Below are 21335 nucleotides of genomic sequence, written 5' to 3' on the forward strand. Positions count from 1 at the left end.
GCGGCGCGGGCGGGTTTCGTGAGCTCGATGGCCGGCAGCGAGGTGGGCGAGGCGGTCTCCGAGCTCCACGACCTGCGGCGCACGTTCACCGAGCGGGCGATGCTGGCCGGCACCGACCTCGTCGTCCGGCCGCTCGTGCGGGCGGGGACGACGCCGGAGCAGCTGGTCGGCATGACGCTGGCCGACGCGCCGGCGAGCGAGGACCTGACCCGGTTGCGCGCCCGGCGTCGCGAGCTCGGGATCCCGGCCGACGACGACGCCCCGCTGGTGGTCGACGCGGCAGGCCGTGCCGTCGGGATCGACGCGCTGCCGCTGCACCTGCGCAAGGCGCGCAGCTACCAGGTGGGCGTCGACGCGAACACCAGCATCTGCCGCGGCCAGCTCGCGGCCCGCTACGGGCTGTAGAGCAGCCCGCCGAGAGGAGGGGCGCGCCATGGCGCCCGTGCCGTCCGAGCCGGTACGGCTCGACCCCGGCAACCACGAGGACGCGGGCGCCGGGCGCTGCCTCATGGAGCACGTCTCGGTGCTCGCGGGCGAGCCCTTCCGGGCCTGGCCGCGGTGCACCCATCCCGCCGTGGCGGCGCTGGCCACCCAGGTCAACGACCGCTGCTCGACCGACGGCCGCCGGGCGCTCCTGCGCCGGGCGGAGGCCCTGACGCTGGCCGACAGCGACGACCCGGCGCTGACGTGGCGACTGGTCGCCGTGGCCGCCGGGACGGTGCTCGCGCTGCGTCCGGGCGACCCGGTGGCGACCCGGCGCCTCGCCCGCGCCCGCCGGGCCCGGCGGGTGTGGGGTGCGGCGGTGCCCCGCGGGCTGGCGCGCCGGCTCCCGCGGTGGGCCGTCGTGGCCTGCGGGCTCGCCGCGCTCGACGATCTCGTCGCGGCGCTGTGGGCCGTCCTCGCCGTCGCCGGGCCGCCGTGCACACCCCAGCGCGACGTCGTGCTCGTCGCCCTGCTCGACGCCGTCCTCGACGAGGTGCTCGACGAGGACCGTCCGTCCCCCGACGGCCCGCGGCGCGGCGGCATCGCCGCGCCCCGTGCCCCCCGAGAGGAGATGTGCGCATGACCGCTCCCAGCGAGACCCCGCGCACCGTCCGGCGCATCGCGTCCCCGGCCGCCGCCGCGCTGGCCGACCTCGCCGCGATCTTCGACGACCTGCAGACCGTGCTGCTGTGCTGCGAGCGCCTCGTGACGCAGCTGAGCGTCCCCGAGCCGGACCCGGTGGTCGTCGAGTCGCTGTGGACCACCGCGCTGCTGTCGTACTCCCGGTGCTTCGCGCCCGGCGGCCGCGGGATGGGCCTGACCGAGGCCGACGTCGAGGGCCTCGAGCTCGAGGGCGAGGTGCTGGCCTGGCACAAGATGGTCCGCCAGATCAAGAAGCACTACGCCGACCCGGCCGTGAACCCGCGCGAGACCTTCGAGGTCGGTGTGGCCGTGTCCGACGGGACGCCGCAGGGCGTGGCGATCACCTCGACCCGCCAGGCGCTGCCGGACACGATCTCCGTGCACCAGACCGGGGCCATCGCCTACCAGCTCAGCCAGCTCGTCGACGCCCGCATCGGCGAGCACCAGGCGACGGTGCTGGAGGGCGCCCGCACGTTGAGCCCGGCGGAGCTGGAGACGCTGGACGAGGTGGAGCTGACCGAGGGGAGCGAGTAGGTGATCGAGAAGTACAACCCGTGGACGGTCGTCAACGTCGTCTTCCGTCACCTCGCGGAGCAGGGCCTGCACCCCGTGCTCGGGGAGTCCGGCGACCCGTCGGCCGCCGCGTCCCAGCTGCTCGAGGCGCTCGGGATCACCCCGGGCGACCCCTCGTGGGGTGAGGGCCAGGACGCCGAGCGCGTGCGCAACGACCTCGCCGCGCTGCGGGAGGCCTTCGAGGCCGACGAGTCGACGTCGTCGCGGGACCGATGAGGGGGGAGCCACGGTGGCGGAGGTCCGGTTCGCACGGCTCGCGGTGCACCGCATGACCCGGGAGCCGTTGGCGCTGCTCGTCGAGACGGGGGGCGATCGCTGCGTCGTGGTGTCGGTGCGTGCCCCGCAGGCCGAGGTCATCGACCGCGGGGCCCGCACGGACGACGGGGACGAGGACGGGCGGATGACCCAGGACCTCGTCGCGGACCTGGCGGCCCTGGTCGGGCGGCGGCTCGAGCGGGCGGCGATCACGGAGCTCGTCGACGACCGGTTCCGCGCCGAGCTCGTCCTCGACGACGGCGCGCGCCTGCCCGGCCGGCCCAGCGACGTCCTGGCCGTCGGCGTGCGGGAGGGGCTGCGCCTCGAGGTCGCGGACGCGGTGCTCGACGCGGTCGGCCAGTCGTTCGCCGAGCTCGGCGGCGACCGGTCCGAGCCGGCACGCGAGGCCGCCGAGGAGGTCGAGCGGATGCGGGAGTTCCTCGAGGGGGCGACGGCGCAGGACTTCGGGGCACCGGGCGCGGACGGCGGGGAGCGCGGTCCCGGCTGACCAGCACGGAACGTCGGACGGTCCTGACCTGCGACGTCGTCTCGATCCGAGACAGTCGCAGGTCTCCTCCGAGGCCCCGTCCGGCCGTACCATGTCGTGTTGCGCATCACTCCGGTGTGGGCGCAGATGGCGAGGTGGCCCATGGACCGACGCGCCGAGAGCGACCTCGGCCGCGCCCGCGAGCACTTCGTCGACCGCGGTGCGGTGGACGCCCGCAGCGTGGTCCGGCCCGAGATCGTCGACTCCTGGGAGCGATCCCGGCGCGCCGGTGTGGACGCCACCCAGCTGGCGTTGCCCTACGAGCCCGACCTCGACTTCGACGGGAGCCTCGCCAACTGCGCGCGCCCGGTGCTCGACGACCTCGCCGAGCGCCTCTCGGGGATGTCGGTCGCGGTCGTGCTCACCGACGCCGACGGGCGCGTGCTCGAGCGGCGCGTCGGCGAGGGTGAGCTGCAGCGCCGGCTCGACGCGATCTCGCTCGCGCCCGGGTTCAGCTACGCCGAGGAGTTCGCGGGCACCAACGGCGTCGGCACGGCGCTGGAGGGGGCCATGCCGGCCCTCGTCGTCGGCGCGGAGCACTTCAGCGAGCGGCTCCAGGGGTTCGCCTGCGCCGGCGCGCCGGTCCGCGGCCCCGACGGCGGGCTCGCCGGCATCCTCGACGTCACGTGCCTGCGCGCCGAGGCCAACGACCTCATGCGCTTCCTGGCCCAGCAGGCGGCCACCGACATCGAGGACGTGCTGCGCGAACGCGGCGGCGCCGGGCTGCGCCGGTTGATGGCGGCGTTCCGGTCCACGTGCGGGCGCAGCCGCGGGCCGGTGTTCGCCCTGACCGACGATCTGGTCATGGCCAACCGGGCGGCCCGGGTGCTCTCGGGCGCGGACCAGGAGCGCATCGCCGTCCGGGCCGTCGAGCGCGGTCACCCCGCCCGGCCACGGCAGGACCGGGTGCTGCTCGCCGACGGGCCGGCGCGCCTGATGATCACGCCCGTGCCGGCCGGGCGCCCCGCGGGGGTGGTCGTCGAGGTCGTGCGCAGCCGCAGCAGCCTGCGGCTCGCGGGCGGGGACGACGCGCCCCCGGCGCTGCTGTCCGTGCCCGCGGGCGGCCACGAACCGCCGGCCCAGGACCGTCCGCTCCCCGGGCTCGCCGGCACCTCGCGCCCGTGGCGGACCGCGGCGGCCGGGCTCCGCGCGGCCGCGGGGTCGGGGCGCAGCACCGTCGTGGTGGGCGAGCCGGGCACCGGCAAGACCGTCGCGGTCCGCGCGGTGCACGGCGAGGTGCGGCCGACGGCGCGGTGGATCACCGTCGACGGCGCCGACCCCGACGCGGCCGTGGTGCTCGCCGGCTACGCCGCGGAGGCGTCGGGGACCCACGGGCGCGCCGGACCCGCCGGGCCGGCGGGCGCGGGCGGTCCGGGGCCGGCCACCGTGGTCGTCCGGCACGCCGAGGCGCTCGACGCCGCCGGGGCGGGGGCGCTCACCGCGCTGCTCGGGGAGGTCCCGTCGACGTGGTGGGTGGTGGGGCTCGTCAGCGGCGAGCGCGCGCCGGAGGACGGCCCCGTCGGTGCCGTGCTGTCCGGGTTCGCGACGTCGGTGGTGATCGAGCCGTTGCGCCGGCGCCCGGACGACGTCCCGCTGCTCGCCGCCGCGCTGCTCGCGCGGCTCGCCCCGGCGCGACGTGCGCGGTGCACCGCCGAGACCACCGCGCTGCTCGCCGGCGCCCGCTGGCCAGGCAACGTCACCCAGCTCGCCGACGTGCTGCGCCGGGCGCTGGCCGCGCGGCCGGCCGGCGACATCGAGCCGTCCGACCTGCCCGCGGAGTTCGCGGTGCACGGCACCCGGCGCCGGCTGACCCCGCTGGAGGCCGCGGAGCGCGACCTGATCGTCTCGGCCCTGCTCGAGGCGGGCGGCAACCGCTCGGCGGCCGCGGCGGCCCTCGGGATGGGCCGGGCGACGCTCTACCGCCGGCTGCGGGCCTTCGGGATCACCGACGTGGGCCGCTGACGAGGTCGTCCCGCCCGACCGGCGCGTCGGGCACCGGGGGCACCGGGCGGGCCGCGAGCTCGCCGGCCCACTGGACGGTCGCCCGCTCCGCCACCGCGCGGACGGTCGCGAGGAGCTCGTCGCCGTCGGCGGCCAGCCGGCGCGCCGAGCAGGACACGCCGATCGCCACCGTCGAGGTGCCCGACGGGGCGACCACGGGGGCGGCGACGGTGGCGAAGCCCTCGGCGTACTCCTCGCGGTCGACCGCCACACCGTCGCGGAGCACGCCCTCGAGCTCGCGACGCAGCGCCTCGGTGTCGGTGATGGTGGCCGGGGTCAGCCGGGCGAGCGGCTCGCCCTCCACCGCCTCCCGGTACACCGGCGAGGTGGCGAGCAGCACCTTGGTCAGCGCGAGGGCGTGCGCGTGGTGCGGCGGGATGTGCTGGCCCAGGCCCGGGAGCTTGGCCAGCCCCTGGTGGCCGCGGGTGTCGGTGACCGACGCGACCACGGTGCCGGTGCGTCGTACGAGGTAGGCGCGCTGGCGCGTGCGCCGGTACAGCTCGGTGGCGGCCTCGGCCAGCACGGCGCCCGGGTCGGGGTCGCCGGGCACCGGGCTCGCGGGCTCGGTGGTGCCCCACGCGCCCCACGGCGGGGCGTCGGTGAGGCGACAGCGTCCCGAGCCGTCCCGCTCGGCGTAGCCGGCGTCGCACATGGTGTTGATCATGTAGCGGGCGGTGGCGGCGCTCTTCCCGAGGTACTCGGCGAGGTCGGCGGCGCACAGGCCGCCGGGGTGGTCGCCGAGCAGGCGCAGCGCGCGCAGGACCGTCGCCGCGGTCTTGAGCGACCGCGAGCCCCCACCCGTCACCACTCCGTCGTCGTCCACGTCCCCGAACGTAGGGCGTCCGGGGTATGACGCCTGTCTCAATGTGGGACGGCCACCCACGTGCGTGATCTTCTGACCTATAGCTCAGAAGATCACGCACGTAGGGGACCACCGCGGACCGGCCCCACGAGCTTCCCAGTCAGCGGAGGTCGACGGGCTCGCCGGCGTCGGCGCGGGCGAGCGCGTGGCGGCCGGGCTCGCGGTAGAGCGGGTAGAGCTCGCCGACGGTGCGGTCGACGGCCGCGCGGTCGAGCCACGCGGATCCGCCCAGGCGCTCGCGGCCCTCGGCGGTCAACGCGACGGGGGCCGCGCCGGCGTGCGGCGGCTCGCCGAGGCCGGCCAGCGTGCTGCCGCGGGCCAGGAGCCGCTCGACTCCCCGCGCGCCGATCCGCCCGTAGGACATCGTCTCGGCCTCGAGCCCCGGCACGATCACCTTGACCGCGGCCGCCGCGCCCGTGTCCGCGACGACCGTGAGCACGTCGAAGCCGTCGAGACGGGCCAGCAGGTCGTCGAGGACGGCGCCCGGGTCGTCCAGCCCGGGGGTGTGCGGGAGGTCGGTGAACGCCACCGTCCCACGGTGCGACAGCACGGTCGGGGCCAGCAGGTCGCGCAGCTCGGTGGCGGTGCGCCCGACCCAGTCGGCCATCGCCTCGAACGCCCGGCGCTCCTCGGCGTGCGGGGGCCGGGCGAGCTCGCGTTCCCAGTAGTCCGCGTCCATCAGCGGCCGCACGGCGTCCAGGTCGGCGTGGGCCACGAGCTTGCGGACCCGCGCCGCGCAGAACTCCAGCAGCGCCTTCTGCAGCGCGGCCTCCCGGTCGGCGTGCGCGGCCTCCCCGCACGCCGTCACCGCGATCGGGTGCGGGGCGTCCTCCGGGTCGGTGTCGTGGCCGACGACGTGCAGGACGGTGACGCCGAAGTCGGTCGAGGCGAGCTTGGCCGTCACCGTGACGCCGACGTCGGCGAGGTGGTCGAGCAGGCGACACGTCTCCGGGTCGCTCACCCCGGCGGTGTCGATGACGATGCCGCGGTCCATGGCGCGGAACGCCGTGGTGTTGCCGTCGCGCTGCAGCAGCTCGCCCAGCCCGTGCCCGACGGCGCGCTCGACGGTGTCGCCCGCCCCGCAGCCGTTGGTGATGACGGTGATCAGCCGCTCGTCGGCGGGCTGCCAGTCGATGTCCACCGGGTACGGAGCGGCGAACTCGGCGGGGACCAGCACCTCCTCGCCCGTGCGCCACCGCGTGGTGGGCAGCCACCAGCGCGGCCGGTCGGGGTCGTAGGCGGTGCCCGCGGGCAGCACGAGGGACACGGGGTCGGCGACGCGGTCGTCGCCGCGGGCCGCGCGCAGGTCGGTGTACGACCCGCGCACCGGCTCCAGCTCGCGCAGGCGCCGCGAGAGCAGCATCTCCTCGGCCAGCTCGGCGTGGGCGGCGACGCGGGCCCGCGACGCGGAGAAGCCGTAACCGAAGGCGGCGCTGCGCGGCCACCGCCCGGACGGGTCGGCGTAGTCGGCGCTCACCACCGCGACGCCCGTGCGGTCGGCGCCGTGGACCTCGTGGTCGCCCACCTCCCCGGGCGGCAGCGCCGCGTCGAGGTCCGCGGTGACGCGGTCGTGGGTCCCGTCGGCCGACGACCCGGTCACGAGAGCTCCTCCAGCGGGATCGGGCCGGCCAGCGGCTGGGCGGAGAGCAGCCGGTCGTAGAGCGCGATGACCTGCTTGGTGGAGATCCCCGCCGCGTACTCGAACGGCGTGGCCACGGCCTCGAAGTCGAGCCGCTCGATCACCGCGTAGGCGTCACGGATCTCCTGGTGCGACAGCGGGATCTGCGCGTGGAACGCCTTGTGCGCCGACAGACCGACGGGCCGGCCGTCGGCGTCGAAGCTCGCCTTGAGCATGTCGCCGCAGAAGAGGATCCCGCGGCGCTCGTCGTGCAGCACCATGTGGCCGTCGAAGTGGCCGCCCGTGCGGTGGGCGACGAGCCCGGGCGCGAACTCGTGGCGGTCGTCGAGCGGCCACGTGACCCGGAAGGCCTTGGTCCACTCCAGGTCGCGGACCCCGATCGCCACCACCGGCGGGTCCAGCTCGTCCTGCAGCTGGAAGAGCGCGCCGTACCCGTGCACGTGGCTCGACGCCAGGGCCGCGAGCCCGCCGCGGCGGCGCAGCTCCTCGATCGCCGCCGGCGGGTAGAGCCCCGCGGCCTCCCAGCCGACCAGGCTCGTGCCACCCCCCGGGGGCCCGGTCTCGATCACCCAGCCACAGGTGCCCAGCCCGACCTGCGGCTCGCACCAGAACCCGGTGACGCCGGGCGTCACCTCCTCCCACCGGGCCTCGCGGCCGACGGCGAGGTCGTCGAACGCGCGGAACTCCCACCCGTCGGAGGGCAGGGCGTTGCGCACGTCGACACACACCGGGCACTGCGGCGGCGCCGCGAACCAGCGCTGCCAGTGACCGCAGTTGGTGCAGGTCCAGGCGCTCAGGGGCATGCCGCCTCCATCAGCAGGGCGTGCAGGGCGAGGTCGCGCTCGAGCGGGTAGGGCCAGGCCGTCTCGCCGCGCACCGCGGCACCGAACGCGGCGAGCTGGCGGGAGAAGGGGCCGGCTTCGGCGTCGAACGCGACGGGTTCGGCCACCCCGGTCACGGCGTCGATCCGCGTGAGCCGGCCGCCGGGGTCCTGGCCGAGGGTGTCCTCGGCGACGGCCTGGGCGCGGGTCCCGACGACCTCGAGACGCCGGCGGGGCAGCGGGTCCGCGGTGGAGAAGCTGACGTGCTGTGTCAGCAACGTGCCGCTCGCCGTGCGGCCGGCCAGCACCGCGCCATCGTCGGGCCGCACGGCGTCGGCCGCCGTCCCGACGTAGTGGTGCACCCGGGTAGCGGTCAGCGCCACGAGGTCGACGAGGTCCTCGCCGAGGATCCGGCCGGTGAGGTCGACGCCGTGGGGGGCGAGGTCGATCATCGCGCCGCCGCCGGCGCGCGCCGGATCCACGCGCCAGTTGTCCCGCCCGCCGGTCGGCGTCGCCCAGTCCGGTGGCAGCCAGCACCCGTAGACGATCCGCACGGTCGTCACGACGCCCAGCTCGCCGCCGGCGACCATCGCGGCGATCGCCTCGTGCGCGGGGTGGAAGCGCTGGTCGAACGCGGTGCCGGCGAGCAGCCCGGAGGCCGCCGCCACCATCTCCTTCGCGGTCGCCACGTCGTGGGCCAGCGGCTTCTCGCACAGCACCGGGATGCCGGCGGCCGCGACCGCCGCGACGACGGGCGCGTGCGCGTGGTTGGGCGTGGCGACGTACACCGCGTCGAGGCCCGGGGCGGCGAGCAGGGCGTCGAGGTCGCCGAACGCCGGCGCGAGCCCCTCCAGCGCCGCCGGGTCGCGGTCGTGGACGCCGACCAGGTGGGCGGACGGGTCGGCGGTGACCGCGGGCAGGACGAAGTCGCGCGCCACCCACCCGGCGCCGACGACCCCCCAGCCGGTCACCACGGCTCCGGCAGGTCGACGAGCAGACGGCGGGCGACCGCGTCGCCGGGCAGCGGGTCGGGCCAGCGCCGGGGCAGGTAGGTCGACGCGCGCGGCCCGTACTCCTCGCCCCACACGGGGTTGGGCCAGCGCCGCTCGCCGTCGGCGTAGAGCGGGTTGGGACGCAGGTCGGCGCCCGGCGCGGGGTCGAGGAACCCGGGCTCGGGCACGGCGGCGCCCTCGTCGCGGGCCAGCGCCACGGCCTCGGTGTCGCCGAGATCCCCGGTGTCGGCGGACCGGGGCAGGCGACGCTCCAGGGTGGCCGAGGTCAGCTCCTCCTCGCCGTACGTGCTCGCCCCGGGCAGCAGTGCGGCCCAGCCCTCGGGCGGGCGCGGGTGACCGGGCCGGCCCGTGGTGTGGCAGTGCGCGGCGACGACGGCCCCGCCCGCCCCGGCGTGCTCCGCGGCCGTGGCGAGCACGGCGGCAGGGTCGTCGAGGAAGTAGAGGACGTCGTGCACGGCCACGTAGGCGTCCCCGGCCGGCGACACCGGCCACGGGTGGCCGAGGTCGGCGCAGACGAGGGCGACGTCGTCGCCGACGACGAACCGGCGGGCGAGCCAGAGCTTGGCGAAGACGACGTCGATGCCGGTCAGGGGTCCCTCGTGGGCCTGCGCGAGGCGGCGCAGCAGGTGCCCGGCCCCGCACGCGAGGTCGAGCACCGGGCGCCCGGCCGGCGGGTGCGCGGCGGTGAGGGCGAGCACCGCGAGGCCCGACGGGTCGTGGTCGCGGTGCAGGAAGTAGTCGCCCACCCGACCGAGGCCGAGCCCGGCCACGGCCTCCCGCAGCGTCGTGGCGTCGAGGACGGCGCGCAGCTGCTCGGCCGGCGGCGGGGGCTCGTCCCACCAGTCGTCGTTGTCGGCGAGCAGTACGGCCGCGGCGTCCCGCTCCCGACCGTCGTCGAGGGCGGTGAGCGCGGCGTCCCGCACCGCGTCCCGCCCCGCCCGCAGGTACGGGACGCCCGCGAACACCGGCCACCGCGTCGTGCCGTCGGTGAGGCTGTGCGGGGTGTCGGCGCGCAGCGCGGCCCCGTTCTCCGGGCTCCGCACGGCGGCAGCGAACGCGCGGTTCGCTGCTTCTATGCGCGCGAACTCCCCGTTCGCGGCACGCGGCGCGCTCACGGCAGCAGCCCCGCCGCGTCGAGGACGGCGTTCTGGTGCGCCTGGACCGGCGAGGCGTGCACGAGCTCGAGGTCGACCAGCGCCTCGCGGGCCGTGAACGCGGCCGCGCGGGCGTGGTGGTGCACCTGCAGGACGCGGTCGAGCACGTCCGCGGCGTGGAACGTCGCGCCCAGCGGGGTGTGGGCGTCCGCACGCGCCGCGAGCAGGCCGCGGACCCGGTCGGCGAGCGGGCCCGGCAGCGTCGCCAGCTCCCGCTCGGCCAGCCGGTCCACGACGGCCTCGAGGTGCTCGCCCAGCAGCATCTCGCCGGCGAACCCGGCGTCGGGCATGGCGGCGTTGTGCAGGTGGTGGGCCAGCCCGAGCAGGAACGCCTCGCCCCGGTCGGCGCCGTGGTCCTCGGCCAGCAACGCCCCGTACACCGCGACCGCCCAGCAGTGCTCGCCGTGGTCCTCGGGCGGTTCGATGATCAGCCGCGGGCGGCCGGGCGCCGTCGCCCCGGCACGCGGCTGGCGGCACAGCGCGCCGACGAACGCCGGCGGCACGGTGGCCGTCGTCCCCGGGTCGGGCGCGGCGTGCAGGCGCTCCAGCGTCGTCGGGTGCAGCACGCCCGCGGCGACCTCGTCGATCGCCCGGTCCCGCACGGCGCGGGCCTCGTCGGCGGTCAGGCCCGCGAGCGCCAGGACGCCGGCGTCGATCCCCGCCAGCCGGGCGCCGGCCACGGCCGCCGCGGTCTCGGCGTCGGCGACCGACACGGGGTCGGCCCCCTCGACGAGGGCCGCCCACGCGCGGACGAACGCCCGGGCGGCCATCGAGTCCTCGGCGTCCGCGGTCCGGACCCGCTTGAGGTCGCCGACCTCGCGCAGCAGGCCCGGGACCGCGGCGTAGCGCCCCGAGGGTCCCGACGGCGCGGGCAGGACGCCGCTCGACGCCCCGGCTGTCACGGGGCGCCCGCGCCGATCCACTCCCGCAGCACCTTCTCCTGCACGTGCAGGGCGTGCTCGGGACGCGAGCCGTCGCGGGTCACCGGTGCCTTGAAGAAGTAGCCCAGCTGCTCCTGGGCGCCGCCCTCGCCGCGGCGCTGCGCCTCGACGACGAGCCGGACGAGCTCGAGCACCAGCGGCGCGGCGAGCACCGAGTCGCGGCACATGAAGTCGACCTTGACCTGCATCTTCTGGCCGAGGAAGCCGACCAGGTCGATGTTGTCCCAGGCCTCCTTCTCGTCGCCGCGTGGGCGGTAGTAGTCGATCCGCACGACGTGGTCGTCGACCTTGTAGCCGAGGATGTCGTCGAGCACCGAGCCCTTGGTGTTGACCTTGCTGGACAGCGACGCCGGGTCGTCGAGGATCTCGCCGTCGCGGTTGCCGAGGATGTTGGTGGAGTACCAGCCGTCGACGGTCAGGGCACGCGAGCGGAACGCCGGCGCCAGCACGGTCTTCATCATCGTCTGGCCGGTCTTGCCGTCCTTGCCGGCGACCGGGACGCCGCGCGCCACCGCGAGCTCCTGCAGGGCGGGCACGTCGGCCGCCGCGCTCGGTGTGAAGTTGATGTACGGGCAGCCCTCGGTGATCGCCGCGTAGGCGTAGACCATGCCCGGGGTGATCGCGGCGTCGTCGACGTCCAGGGCCTTCTCGAAACCCTCGACCGTGGCCAGGGCCGGCAGCGTCAGGTTCGGCCAGCGCTCGGTGGAGGCCAGGTTCACGACGACGAGGTGATCGAGGTCCTGCTCGACGCGGAACCGCCGCAGGTCCTCGGCGATGTGGGCGACCCGGTCGCGCAGCGCGGCGACGGCGACGAGGTTGTTGCCGCGGGCGTTGCGGCAGTACTCGGGGTCGGCGACGGCGGGCCACGGCTCGATGCCGGCGAGCGCCGGGCCAACGACCTCGATCTGCCGCGGGTCGAGCACGCGGTGCCCGTGGGCGGCCTTGGCGAGGTCGTCGCCGTCGACGTCCCAACCGGCGAACACCATCGACGTGTAGGGCACCAGGCCCTCGGCGTCGGCGAAGGGCAGACCGTCCCGCCCCATGGCGCCGAGCTTCATCATCTCGACGCCCGCCACCGCGGTGGTGGCGACCGCGCCACCGAGCCCGACGATGGCCACTCCCGTGCGTGCTGCTCCGGCCACGCGGTCCTCCTCGACCCTGAGCCTCCAGGTCCGATCGGACCCCCGCCGAGGTACCAACGGTCGTGCGCGGTCGAAACGGTGATTCGGCGACGAGCGGTGCGGCCCGCCCGGTGCTCGGGGTCCCGAGGGGCACCCCGGGAAACGCCGGGGTCGGGCACGGAAGCCGCCGGCCGGACGTTGGGGGAGTGTCGGGAGCGAGGACCCCGGGAACGGCCCGGGGCACACGGAACGGAGGCGTCATGGCCACGCTGACCAGGCCACAGCACAACAAGGTGATCGCGGGTGTGTGCGCGGGACTGGCGGAGCGCTTCGGGATGTCGGCCGGGGTCGTGCGCCTGCTGTTCGTGCTGTCGTGCCTGCTGCCGGGCCCGCAGTTCGTGATCTACATCGCGCTGTGGGTGATCATGCCGAAGGCGTGGTGATTCAGCCCGCTCTCAGCTCCCGGTCAGGTGCCCACCAGGCGCCGATCAGGCACGGCGAGGATGGTGGACACCGACTCACCGAGAGGAGTCGGACATGGAAGCGTTCCTGATCGTCCTCGTCGTGATCGGGCTCCTGGCGCTGATCACGGGGGGATCCGCGATCCACGCCGTCCAGCAGTACCAGCGCGGGATCGTGCTGCGCTTCGGCCGGCTGCTGCCCGCCGTGCGCCAGCCCGGGCTGCGGGTGATCATCCCGTTCGTCGACCGGATGCGGAAGGTGCCGATCCAGACCACCGTCCTCGACGTGCCGTCCCAGAACGCGATCACGAAGGACAACGTGACGATCGGAGTCGACGCCGTCGTCTACTTCCGCGTCGACGACCCCGTCCGCGCGGTGATCAACGTGGACGACTACCTGCGCGCCACGTCCCAGGTCGCCCAGACGTCGCTGCGGTCGGTCATCGGCCGCGCCGACCTGGACACGCTGCTGTCCGATCGCGAGGCGATCAACAGCGAGCTCAAGGCGGTCATCGACGCGCCGACCGAGGACTGGGGCGTGAGCATCGACCGCGTGGAGATCAAGGACATCGCGCTGCCCGAGGGCATGCGGCGCTCGATGTCGCGCCAGGCCGAGGCCGAGCGCGATCGGCGGGCCCGCGTGATCTCGGCCGAGGGCGAGCTCGAGGCGTCGGAGAAGCTCACCCAGGCCTCCGAGCGCATGAGCGCCGCCCCCGGGGCGCTGCAGCTGCGCCTGCTGCAGACCGTCTCCGACGTGGCGTCGGACAAGAACTCCACGCTGGTCATGCCGATGCCGGTGGAGCTGCTGCGCTTCTTCGAGAACGCGACCGGGACGGCGACGGGGACCGCGAGCACGCCGGGCGTGACCGGTCAGGGCACGGGTCAGGGTGCAGCGACCGACCCCGAGGCCGCGCGTCGCGCGATCGAGGCGGCCGCCGAGCCGCTCGCCCGCGACGGCGCCGAGCCGTTCACGGACGACGAGGCGGACGAGCCGGTCACCAGAGGTGACCGGGCAGGTCGCGGGTGAGGTCGGAGAGCTCGCCACGGGTCGTCGCGGCGTAGGCCGCGGCGACCCGTTGGTCGAATTCCTCGACGCTCAGCCGGCCGTTGCCGACGGCCCGCTGCAACCGTTCCACGGTGAGCTCGCGCTCGGAGTCCGAGGCCCGTACGTCGCGCTGCACGACCCCATCATGCCCGGGTCGGGGTCGAGCTCGGCTCCGCTGCGTCTCCCGCGGGCGTGGGCTGGGCGAGCCGGCCGAGGATGGCGTCCTGCGGGTCGGCGAACACGTGCAGGCCGAAGACGGCCGACATCTCGCGGCACAGGGCCACCCCGCGCACCGAGTTGCCGTGCACGTCCAGGCCGGGGGAGTACACGCCGAACCCGAAGTACCGGGGCAGCACGAAGACGATGTCGCCGGACACGCCGCTCTTGGCCGGGATGCCGACCTCGCTGGCCCATTGACCCGCCGCGTCGTACATCCCGCAGGTCATCATGACGCTGACGATGTCGCGCACGTGCTCGCGCGCGACGGCCCGCTCCCCGGTGAGCGGGTTGACCCCGCCGTTCGCGAGCGTGGCGCCCATGACGCTGAGGTCGGCGGCGTTCACCGTGATCGAGCACGCGGACAGGTAGGTCTCGACGACCTCGTCGATGTCGCCGTCGATCATGCCGAGCGAGCGCATGATGTAGCAGAGCCCGAGGTTGCGGTCGTTGCTGCGCAGCTGCTGGCGCAGGATCCGCTGGTCGACGGCCAGTTCCGGGTTGCCGGAGTACGCGCGGTAGCACGCGAGGATGCGGTCGACCTTCTCGTCGACGTCCCGGCCCGCGACGAGGTTCGCCGCCACCAGCGCGCCCGCATTGATCATCGGGTTGTGGGGCCGGTGGTTCGCCTCGTCGAAGGTGATCGAGTTGAAGGGGTCGCCGGAGGGCTCGACGCCGACGCGGCGCAGGACCTCCGCCGTGCCGTTGTCCTCCAGCGCGAGCCCGTAGGTGAAGACCTTGGACACCGAGTGCAGCGGGAAGCGCACCGAGCAGTCGCCGGCCTGCCACTGCGTGCCGTCGACGTTGGTCCCGGCGAGCCCGAAGTGGTGCCGCTCGTCGTCCGGCGCGTCCGGTGGGTAGTAGCCGACGACCTGGTCCTCGCCGAACGTCCGGTACTTCGCGTGGAGCTCGTCGAGCTGCCGCCGGACGAGCGCCTCCTCCTCCTTGTCGACCATGATCGGCATTCTGCCGTGGCCACCCGCCGTGGGGGAGTCCCGCCGTCAGGCCCGCGTCAACCGGGGCCCTCCGGTGCGGCCGAGGCGCCCGAAGCGGGTCTGGTCGGGGGTGGCGAACATGTGCAGCCCGTAACGGTCGGACAGCTCGCGGAACACCGCCTGGCCGCGCACCGAGTTGCCGTGGGCGTCGAGGCCCGGCGAGAACGTCGCGAGCCCGAGGCGGCCCGGCATGACGGCGACGATCCCGCCGGACACGCCGCTCTTGGCGGGGATGCCGACGTCGGTGGTCCACTCGCCGACGGCGTCGTACATGCCGCAGGTCATCATCACGCTGACGACGTCGCGGACGTGCCCGGCGTCGAGGGCCCGCTCGCCGGTCAGCGGGTTGACCCCGCCGTTCGCCAGGGTCGCGCCGAGCACCGAGAGCTCGCAGGTGGTGACCCGCACCGAGCACATCGACAGGTACACCGCGAGGTTGTCCTCGATGTCGCCGGTGATCATGCCGAGCGAGCGCATGAGGTAGCTGATCGCGAGGTTGCGGTCGGCCGAGGCCAGCTGGTCGGCGAGGAGGTCGGTATCCACGACGAGGTCGGGCACGCCGGTGAACGCGCGCAGCCGCGCCAGGATCCGGCCGACCTTCTCGTCGAGCGTGTCGCCGTGCACGAGGTACGCGGCGACGAGGGCGCCCGCGTTGATCATCGGGTTGTGCGGGCGCTGGTGCTCGTCGTCGAAGGCGATGGCGTTGAAAGGGTCGCCCGAGGGCTCGACGCCGACGTGGCGCAGCGTCGTCTCCCGCCCGTTGTCCTCGAGGGCGAGCGCGTAGGTGACGACCTTCGAGATGGACTGCAACGGGAAGCGGTGCTCGCAGTCGCCGACGGTCCACTGGGTGCCGTCGACCGCGGTGCCGGCCAGGCCGAAGATGTCCTCCTCGTCCTGGGCGGCGGGCAGCGCGATCGAGACGATGTCCTCGTCGTGCTGGTCGGCGTGATGGTCGTGCAGCTGCTCGAGCTGCTCCTGGACCAGGGCCTCCTCCGCGTCGCTCACCACGAGCGCGGATTGTCCATCCCGGCGGATCGGTTGTGCGTGACGGGGCTCGGATCCTCGTCAGCGTCCGGACGACGAGGGTCGTGCCGGGCTCAGTTGCCGGGCCACTCCCCGCTCCACCGCTCGAACGCCAGGGCGCCGGCGCGGTCGATGACGACCCTCACCACCGCGAAGATGGCTCCCTGCAGGCCCGCGGCGAGCAGGATCGTCTTGAGGTCGGTGCCGCTGTCCAGGGCGTCGGGGGGTTCGGGTGGCGCCGGGTGGGGAGCGACCCGCTGCCAGATCTTCGTGAAGATCATGTTGGCGATCAGGCCACCGAGCAGCGAGGCCACCATCCCGACCGGACGGTAGAGGACCTTCGCGCTGGTGCTGGTCGGTCCCGTGTCGTGCCGGCCCCTCTGGGCCTGCTGGGCCTGCTTGGTCTGCTGTGTCATCGGCGCACTTTCCTCCAGATCGCCCGGGTGACCACGAGCGCGACGAACCCGCCGGCGACCTTGATGGCGATGGCGCGGGCCTGCGGGGTGAGGTTGCCGTGGTCGTCGAGGGCGGCGTCCTTGACCTGCGCGTACACCTCGATGCCGCGGGCCTGGGCAAGACGGGCCTGGGCGGCGGCGCGCTGCCGGGCGTCCTCGACCGAGTCGCGGGCCTGGGCCTTCACGTCGAGCTTCTGGGTGAGCGCGTCGACGGTGTCGCCCAGCTCGGCGCGGGTGGCCTCGATGTCCGCGACCAGCTCCTCGGCTCCGGCGTCGGGGCCGGGAGGCGCGGGGCGGGCCCCCGTAGGGCGCTCAGGACGGTCGGGTGTGCTCACGGTGACGGGCCTCCTGTACCTGTTCCACGTCGCGGGAGACGTTGTCGATGGTCCGCTGGGGGGTGGGCGAGACCTGCTGGACCTCCTTCTTGCCGAGGAGACCTGCCACGCCCGCGGCGACGAACAGCGCCGCGGTCACGATCAGCGCGGACGCCCACAGGGGCAGCACCAGGGCGAGGGCGATGATCGCGGTGGCGATCGCGGCACCGAACCCGAACAGGGCGAGCACGCCGGCCCCGCTGAGCAGCCCGGCGCCCTTCCCCGCCTGCCGGGCGCTGTCCTTGAGCTCGACCTGGGCCAGCGCGAGCTCGTCGCGGACCAGCCGTGACGTCTGCTCGGAGAGCCGGGTCATCAGCTCGCCCACCGACGCGTCGGCCGGTGGGCCCGACGGCGGCGAGGATCGGTCGGGGGCGTGGTTGCTCATCAGCTCACTCCTGGAGGACGGTGCTCCTGCGGACGCTCGCCCGCGACGGCTGCGACGAGCCGCCCGACCCACCGCCGGGGTCGAGCCGGGACGCGTCGAGGTCGGCAGCGACGGGGCAGGGTGCCCGACGCCCCGGAGCGTTACGCCCGTCCCCCGGCCGGCGCCCGGAGCCCGGCCAACGCCTTCGTGATCCGCTGCTCGGAGACCGGGCCGGCCGTGCCGACCTCCTGGGCGAACGCGCTGACCCGCAGCTCCTGGAGCATCCAGCCGACCGCGTCGAAGGCGTCGCGGTCGAAGGTGCGCGGCTCGGCCGCCGCCCGCGTGCGCTGCTCGCGGTAGGCCGCCTCGACCCGGTGCACCACCGCGGTGGCCTCGGCGTCCCGGCGCGGCGCGGTCGGGAGCTTCTCCAGCCGCTTCTGCGCCGCGCGCAGGTAGCGGGCGACGTCGGGCAGCCGCGCGACCGGGGTGCGCGCGACGAAACGGTCGCCGACCAGGGTGTGCAGCTGGCCGCGGACGTCGTCGACGGCGTCGGTGAGCAGGCCGCCCGGCCGCGCGGCGACCTCGCCGAGGGCGAGCTCGACCCGTCCCGCCTCGGCGAGCACGGTCTCGGCGCGCGAGAGCACCTCGGCCGCGGCTGCCGGCAGCCGCGCCGCGACGTGGGCGCGCAGGGCCTCGAACGCCTCCGGGTCCCACGCCGGGCCGCCGCCCGTGGCCACGAGCGCGTCGACGGCGGCGTCCACGCAGTCCTCGGCGAGCGCGGTCACGTCCCGGTAGCCGCCCGCGGTCATGGCGCCGCGCAACCGCAGCACCGCGGTGTTGTCCAGCGAGCGCACCAGCGACTTCGCCGGCGACGGCACGGCGAGGCGCAGCAGCCGCCGGGTGCCGGCGCGCATCGCGTCGCGGGCCTCGAGCGGGGAGTCGAACACCCGCACGTCCACCGACGACCCGCGGTCGACGAGCGCGAGGTGGGCGGTGACGGTGCCGCCCGGGCGCTGCTGCTCGCGCGTCCGGGGCAGCGTGCCCACCTCGGCGAACGACGTCAGCCCGCGCCGCTCGACGCCGTCGGCGACCTTCGCGACCGCGGCGCGGGTCGCGTCGGCGTGCCGGCGGCGCAGCGCGCCCAGGTCCGGGCCCTCGGCGATCACCCCGTCGTCGTCGCCCACCACCCGGAACGTCAGCCGCAGGTGCGTCGGCAGGCTCGCGACGTTCCACGCCTCGACGGGCACGTCGAGCCCGGAGAGGCGCCTGACCGCCTCGGACAGCGCCGGCAGCAGCGGCTCGTCGCCGCGCGGGCGCCCGTCGTGGGCGAGGCGGGCGAGCAGCGCGCGGGCGGTGTCCGGCGCCGGCACCAGCGAGCGGCGCAGGGTCTTGGGCAGCGCGCGGACCAGCGCGGTGAGCATCTCCTCGCGCAGGCCGGGCACCTGCCACGCGAGGTCCTCGGCACGCACCTGCCCCAGCACCGCGAGCGGCACGGTGACCGTCACGCCGTCGGTCTCGGCGCCCGGCTCGAAGGCGTAGGACAGCGGCAGCGTCAGCCCGCCCGAGGTCCAGGTGTCGGGGAACTGCTCGGCGCTCGGGGCCTCCCCGGCCAGCAGCGCGGCGGGGTCGAGGTCGAGCAGGTGCGGGTCGCGCCGCTGGGCCTTCTGCCACCACCGGTCGAAGTGCCGCACCGAGACGACGTCGGAGGGCACCCGCGCGTCGTAGAACGCGAGGATCGTCTCGTCGTCGACGGCGAGCTCGCGGCGGGCGCGGCGCTCCATCTCCTCGACCTGCTCGAGGCGCTCACGGTTGCGCGTGACGAAGGCGTGGCGGGTGGTCCACTCGCCCTGCACCAGCGCGTGCCGGAGGAACAGGTCGCGGGCGACCTCGCGGTCGACCCGGTGGTAGTCGACGGTGCGGTCCATCGCCAGCGGCACCCCGAACAGCGACACCCGTTCGGAGGCGACGGCGGTGCCGCGACGCTTCGACCAGCGCGGTTCGGAGTACGTGCGGGTGACGAGGTCGCCGGCCGCACGCTCGACCCACGCCGGGTCGACGCCGGCGACGGTGCGCGCCCACAGCCGCGAGGTCTCGACGAGCTCGGCGGCCATGACCATCGTCGGCGGCCGCTTCGCCACCGTCGAGCCGGGCCAGATCGCGAACCGGGCGCCGCGCGAGCCCTCGTACTCGATGAGCGCCCGGCGCCGCGGCTTGCCGGTCCTCGGGTCCTTCGGCGGCTCCTGCGCCAGTCCGATCTGCGAGAGCAGCCCGGTGAGCAGCGCCTGGTGGACGCGGTCGGCCAGATCCTTGGAGACCTCGTCGGAAGGCTCGTTCCGCGTCAGGCCCAGCTCATCGGTGAGCTGGCGCAGCTGCGCGGCGAGGTCCTGCCACTCGCGGATGCGCAGGAAGTTCAGGAACTCGGCCTGGCAGCGCTTGCGGAACCGGTTCGACGAGAGCTCGCGCCGGCCGGACCGCACGTGCTCCCACAGGTGCACCCAGGACAGGAAGTCCGAGCGCGGGTCGGTGAAGCGCGCGTGCGCCGCGTCGGCCGCTGCGCCTTCTCCTCCTGGGGAACTCCTCCCGCCTGGCCGCTCCCTGGGGTCCTGCGCCGAGAGCCCGGCCGCGATCACGGTGACCTCGTGCAGGCAGCCCAGCTCCTCGGCCGCCAGCACCATCCGCCCGATGCGAGGGTCGACCGGCAGGCGCGCGAGCCGGCGGCCGGTGTCCGACAGGCGCGTGGCGTCGCCGCCGACGAGCGCGCCGAGCTCGGTGAGCAGGCGCACGCCGTCGCGGACCGCGAGCCGGTCGGGCGGGTCGACGAAGGGGAAGTCCTCGACGGGCCCGAGCTTCGCGCCCGCCATCTGCAGGATCACCGAGGCGAGGTTGGTGCGCTGGATCTCGGGGTCGGTGAACTCGGGCCGGGCGTCGAAGTCGTCCTCGGCGTAGAGGCGGATGCAGACGCCGTCGGCGACGCGACCGCAGCGCCCGGCGCGCTGGGTGGCCGAGGCCTGCGAGATCGGCTCGATGGGCAGGCGCTGCACCTTCGTGCGCCGCGAGTAGCGCGAGATGCGCGCCAGGCCCGGATCGATCACGTAGCGGATGCCCGGGACGGTCAGCGACGTCTCGGCGACGTTGGTGGCGAGCACGACCCGTCGCCGCCCGCCCGACGCGGGTTCGAAGACGCGGTGCTGCTCGGCGGCGGACAGGCGCGCGTAGAGCGGCAGGACGTCGAGGTCCTCCACGTGGGCCTGCTCGGCGTGCTCGCGCAGCGCGTCGGCCGCGTCGCGGATCTCGCGCTCGCCGGAGAGGAAGACGAGGACGTCCCCCTCCGGACCCTCCCGGCGCAGCTCGTCGACCGCGTCGACGATCCCGTCGACCTGGTCGCGGGGCTGGGAGGGCGGGTCGGCAGCAGGGTCGACGAGCGGCCGGTAGCGGACCTCGACGGGGTACATCCGGCCGGAGACCTCGACGATCGGAGCGGGTTCGCCCGAGGGGCTCCGGAAGTGCTCGGCGAAACGCTCGGGATCGATCGTCGCCGACGTGATGACCACCTTGAGGTCGGGGCGGCGCGGCAGGAGCTGGGCGAGGTAGCCGAGCAGGAAGTCGATGTTGAGGCTGCGCTCGTGCGCCTCGTCGATGATCAACGTGTCGTAGCGGCGCAGCAGCCGGTCCTGCTGGATCTCGGCGAGCAGGATGCCGTCGGTCATGAGCTTGACCAGCGTGTCCTCGCTCGCGCGGCTGGTGAAGCGCACCTGGTAGCCGACGACGTCGCTGTCGGTGGTGCCCAGCTCCTCGGCCACGCGCTCGGCGACGGTCCGCGCGGCGATGCGCCGCGGCTGGGTGTGACCGATGGTGCCGAGCACGCCGCGCCCGAGCTCGAGCGCGATCTTCGGCAGCTGGGTCGTCTTCCCCGAACCGGTCTCCCCGGCGACGACCACCACCTGGTGGGTCTCCAGTGCCGCCCGGATCTCCTCGACGCGGTCGCTGATCGGCAGCTCGGCCGGGTACGAGACGGCCGGCACCGACGCCCGCCGCCGCGCCAGCCGCTCCTCGGCCTCGGTGACGTCGCCGCCGATCGTCGCCAGCGTGCGGGCACGCCGCTCGGCGTCGTCGATGCGCTCCGCGCCCGCGATGCGCCGCCGCAGGCGGTGCTCGTCGGCGGGTCCGAGGGCGGCGACGCGCGCCGTGAGGGTTCCGAGGTCGGCGAGGTCGGTGTCCCGGACGGTCGCGGCGGGCACGAGGGCGGACTCCTGTCGGACGAGCGGTGTGGAGCGCGGGTCTCCCGCGTCGGCGGGACCACGACGGGACGGTGGTCTCCGGCGGGCTCGACCCTCCATTGTCAGCGCACGG

At 75.3% G+C, this 21335-nt stretch carries 21 protein-coding genes and 1 pseudogene; 8 read left to right on the forward strand and 14 right to left on the reverse strand.

The window, feature by feature from the left end:
• The 6 genes and pseudogenes from C8D89_RS11135 to C8D89_RS11160 form a co-directional block, all read left to right on the forward strand.
• Positions 1 to 405, forward strand: a pseudogene (locus C8D89_RS11135) (metal-sulfur cluster biosynthetic enzyme); the annotation flags it as partial.
• A gap of 28 nt (positions 406 to 433) precedes the next feature.
• Positions 434 to 1066, forward strand: a complete 633-nt coding sequence (locus C8D89_RS11140; RefSeq protein WP_116708214.1) for a hypothetical protein — start codon at positions 434 to 436, stop codon at positions 1064 to 1066.
• A complete protein-coding gene (locus tag C8D89_RS11145) occupies positions 1063 to 1659 on the forward strand; it encodes a hypothetical protein (RefSeq protein WP_116708498.1) in 597 nt (198 codons plus the stop codon). The genes C8D89_RS11140 and C8D89_RS11145 overlap by 4 nt, the downstream gene beginning before the upstream one ends.
• Positions 1660 to 1914 carry a hypothetical protein gene (locus C8D89_RS11150; RefSeq protein ID WP_116708215.1) on the forward strand — a complete coding sequence of 85 codons (255 nt, stop codon included), beginning with the start codon at positions 1660 to 1662 and terminating at the stop codon, positions 1912 to 1914.
• A 13-nt stretch (positions 1915 to 1927) separates the two neighbouring features.
• The gene (locus C8D89_RS11155; protein WP_116708216.1) at positions 1928 to 2461 is read left to right on the forward strand and encodes a bifunctional nuclease family protein; all 534 of its coding nucleotides are present in this window, start codon (positions 1928 to 1930) and stop codon (positions 2459 to 2461) included.
• 141 nt (positions 2462 to 2602) lie between these two features.
• Positions 2603 to 4462 (forward strand): sigma-54-dependent Fis family transcriptional regulator, encoded by a 1860-nt coding sequence (locus C8D89_RS11160; protein WP_116708217.1) that lies wholly within the window; start codon positions 2603 to 2605, stop codon positions 4460 to 4462.
• On the opposite strand, the gene C8D89_RS11165 is transcribed toward C8D89_RS11160, so the two are convergent.
• The 7 genes from C8D89_RS11165 to C8D89_RS11195 all read right to left on the reverse strand — a co-directional run bounded on the left by C8D89_RS11165 (position 4443) and on the right by C8D89_RS11195 (position 12073).
• Positions 4443 to 5324, reverse strand: coding sequence for an IclR family transcriptional regulator (locus C8D89_RS11165; protein ID WP_133251878.1), 882 nt, complete (start codon positions 5322 to 5324; stop codon positions 4443 to 4445). The genes C8D89_RS11160 and C8D89_RS11165 overlap by 20 nt on opposite strands.
• Before the next feature lie 139 nt (positions 5325 to 5463).
• The gene (locus tag C8D89_RS11170) at positions 5464 to 6963 is read right to left on the reverse strand and encodes a YcaO-like family protein (protein WP_116708219.1); all 1500 of its coding nucleotides are present in this window, start codon (positions 6961 to 6963) and stop codon (positions 5464 to 5466) included.
• Positions 6960 to 7805, reverse strand: a complete 846-nt coding sequence (locus tag C8D89_RS11175) for an MBL fold metallo-hydrolase (protein ID WP_116708220.1) — start codon at positions 7803 to 7805, stop codon at positions 6960 to 6962. The genes C8D89_RS11170 and C8D89_RS11175 overlap by 4 nt, the downstream gene beginning before the upstream one ends.
• Positions 7796 to 8794: a Gfo/Idh/MocA family protein gene (locus C8D89_RS11180; RefSeq protein WP_243418026.1), complete on the reverse strand. Its 999-nt coding sequence runs from the start codon at positions 8792 to 8794 to the stop codon at positions 7796 to 7798. The genes C8D89_RS11175 and C8D89_RS11180 overlap by 10 nt, the downstream gene beginning before the upstream one ends.
• A complete protein-coding gene (locus C8D89_RS11185) occupies positions 8791 to 9879 on the reverse strand; it encodes a class I SAM-dependent methyltransferase (protein ID WP_207787175.1) in 1089 nt (362 codons plus the stop codon). Before C8D89_RS11185 ends, C8D89_RS11180 begins: the two co-directional genes overlap by 4 nt.
• 68 nt (positions 9880 to 9947) lie before the next feature.
• A complete protein-coding gene (locus C8D89_RS11190) occupies positions 9948 to 10892 on the reverse strand; it encodes an HD domain-containing protein (RefSeq protein WP_243418027.1) in 945 nt (314 codons plus the stop codon).
• Complete coding sequence (locus C8D89_RS11195; protein ID WP_243418028.1) at positions 10889 to 12073, reverse strand: inositol-3-phosphate synthase; 1185 nt, start codon at positions 12071 to 12073, stop codon at positions 10889 to 10891. Before C8D89_RS11195 ends, C8D89_RS11190 begins: the two co-directional genes overlap by 4 nt.
• A 239-nt stretch (positions 12074 to 12312) precedes the next feature.
• Here C8D89_RS11195 and C8D89_RS11200 point away from each other — a divergent pair, with 239 nt between their 5' ends.
• Positions 12313 to 12495 (forward strand): PspC domain-containing protein, encoded by a 183-nt coding sequence (locus C8D89_RS11200; protein ID WP_116708222.1) that lies wholly within the window; start codon positions 12313 to 12315, stop codon positions 12493 to 12495.
• A gap of 94 nt (positions 12496 to 12589) precedes the next feature.
• Entirely contained in the window at positions 12590 to 13540 is a 951-nt protein-coding gene (locus C8D89_RS11205; RefSeq protein WP_116708223.1) for a slipin family protein, read from the forward strand.
• Here C8D89_RS11205 and C8D89_RS11210 read toward each other — a convergent pair.
• From C8D89_RS11210 to hrpA, 7 genes are all read right to left on the reverse strand, one after another.
• Complete coding sequence (locus tag C8D89_RS11210; RefSeq protein WP_116708224.1) at positions 13509 to 13694, reverse strand: DUF1707 SHOCT-like domain-containing protein; 186 nt, start codon at positions 13692 to 13694, stop codon at positions 13509 to 13511. The two genes, C8D89_RS11205 and C8D89_RS11210, sit on opposite strands and share 32 nt — an antisense overlap.
• A 7-nt stretch (positions 13695 to 13701) precedes the next feature.
• Positions 13702 to 14730 (reverse strand): glutaminase A, encoded by a 1029-nt coding sequence (gene glsA, locus C8D89_RS11215; RefSeq protein WP_116708502.1) that lies wholly within the window; start codon positions 14728 to 14730, stop codon positions 13702 to 13704.
• A 45-nt stretch (positions 14731 to 14775) separates the two neighbouring features.
• Positions 14776 to 15777 carry a glutaminase A gene (gene glsA / locus C8D89_RS11220; protein ID WP_116708225.1) on the reverse strand — a complete coding sequence of 334 codons (1002 nt, stop codon included), beginning with the start codon at positions 15775 to 15777 and terminating at the stop codon, positions 14776 to 14778.
• Between the two features lie 89 nt (positions 15778 to 15866).
• Positions 15867 to 16208 carry a DUF4235 domain-containing protein gene (locus tag C8D89_RS11225; RefSeq protein ID WP_116708226.1) on the reverse strand — a complete coding sequence of 114 codons (342 nt, stop codon included), beginning with the start codon at positions 16206 to 16208 and terminating at the stop codon, positions 15867 to 15869.
• Complete coding sequence (locus C8D89_RS11230; protein WP_116708227.1) at positions 16205 to 16582, reverse strand: DUF3618 domain-containing protein; 378 nt, start codon at positions 16580 to 16582, stop codon at positions 16205 to 16207. Before C8D89_RS11230 ends, C8D89_RS11225 begins: the two co-directional genes overlap by 4 nt.
• Complete coding sequence (locus C8D89_RS11235; RefSeq protein ID WP_116708228.1) at positions 16560 to 17006, reverse strand: phage holin family protein; 447 nt, start codon at positions 17004 to 17006, stop codon at positions 16560 to 16562. The genes C8D89_RS11230 and C8D89_RS11235 overlap by 23 nt, the downstream gene beginning before the upstream one ends.
• Positions 17007 to 17146: 140 nt before the next feature.
• Positions 17147 to 21223, reverse strand: coding sequence for an ATP-dependent RNA helicase HrpA (gene hrpA, locus C8D89_RS11240; RefSeq protein ID WP_243418029.1), 4077 nt, complete (start codon positions 21221 to 21223; stop codon positions 17147 to 17149).
• Positions 21224 to 21335 lie beyond the last annotated feature (112 nt).

The sequence above is a fragment of the Actinomycetospora cinnamomea genome, assembly GCF_003096675.1.
Lineage (GTDB): Bacteria > Actinomycetota > Actinomycetes > Mycobacteriales > Pseudonocardiaceae > Actinomycetospora > Actinomycetospora cinnamomea.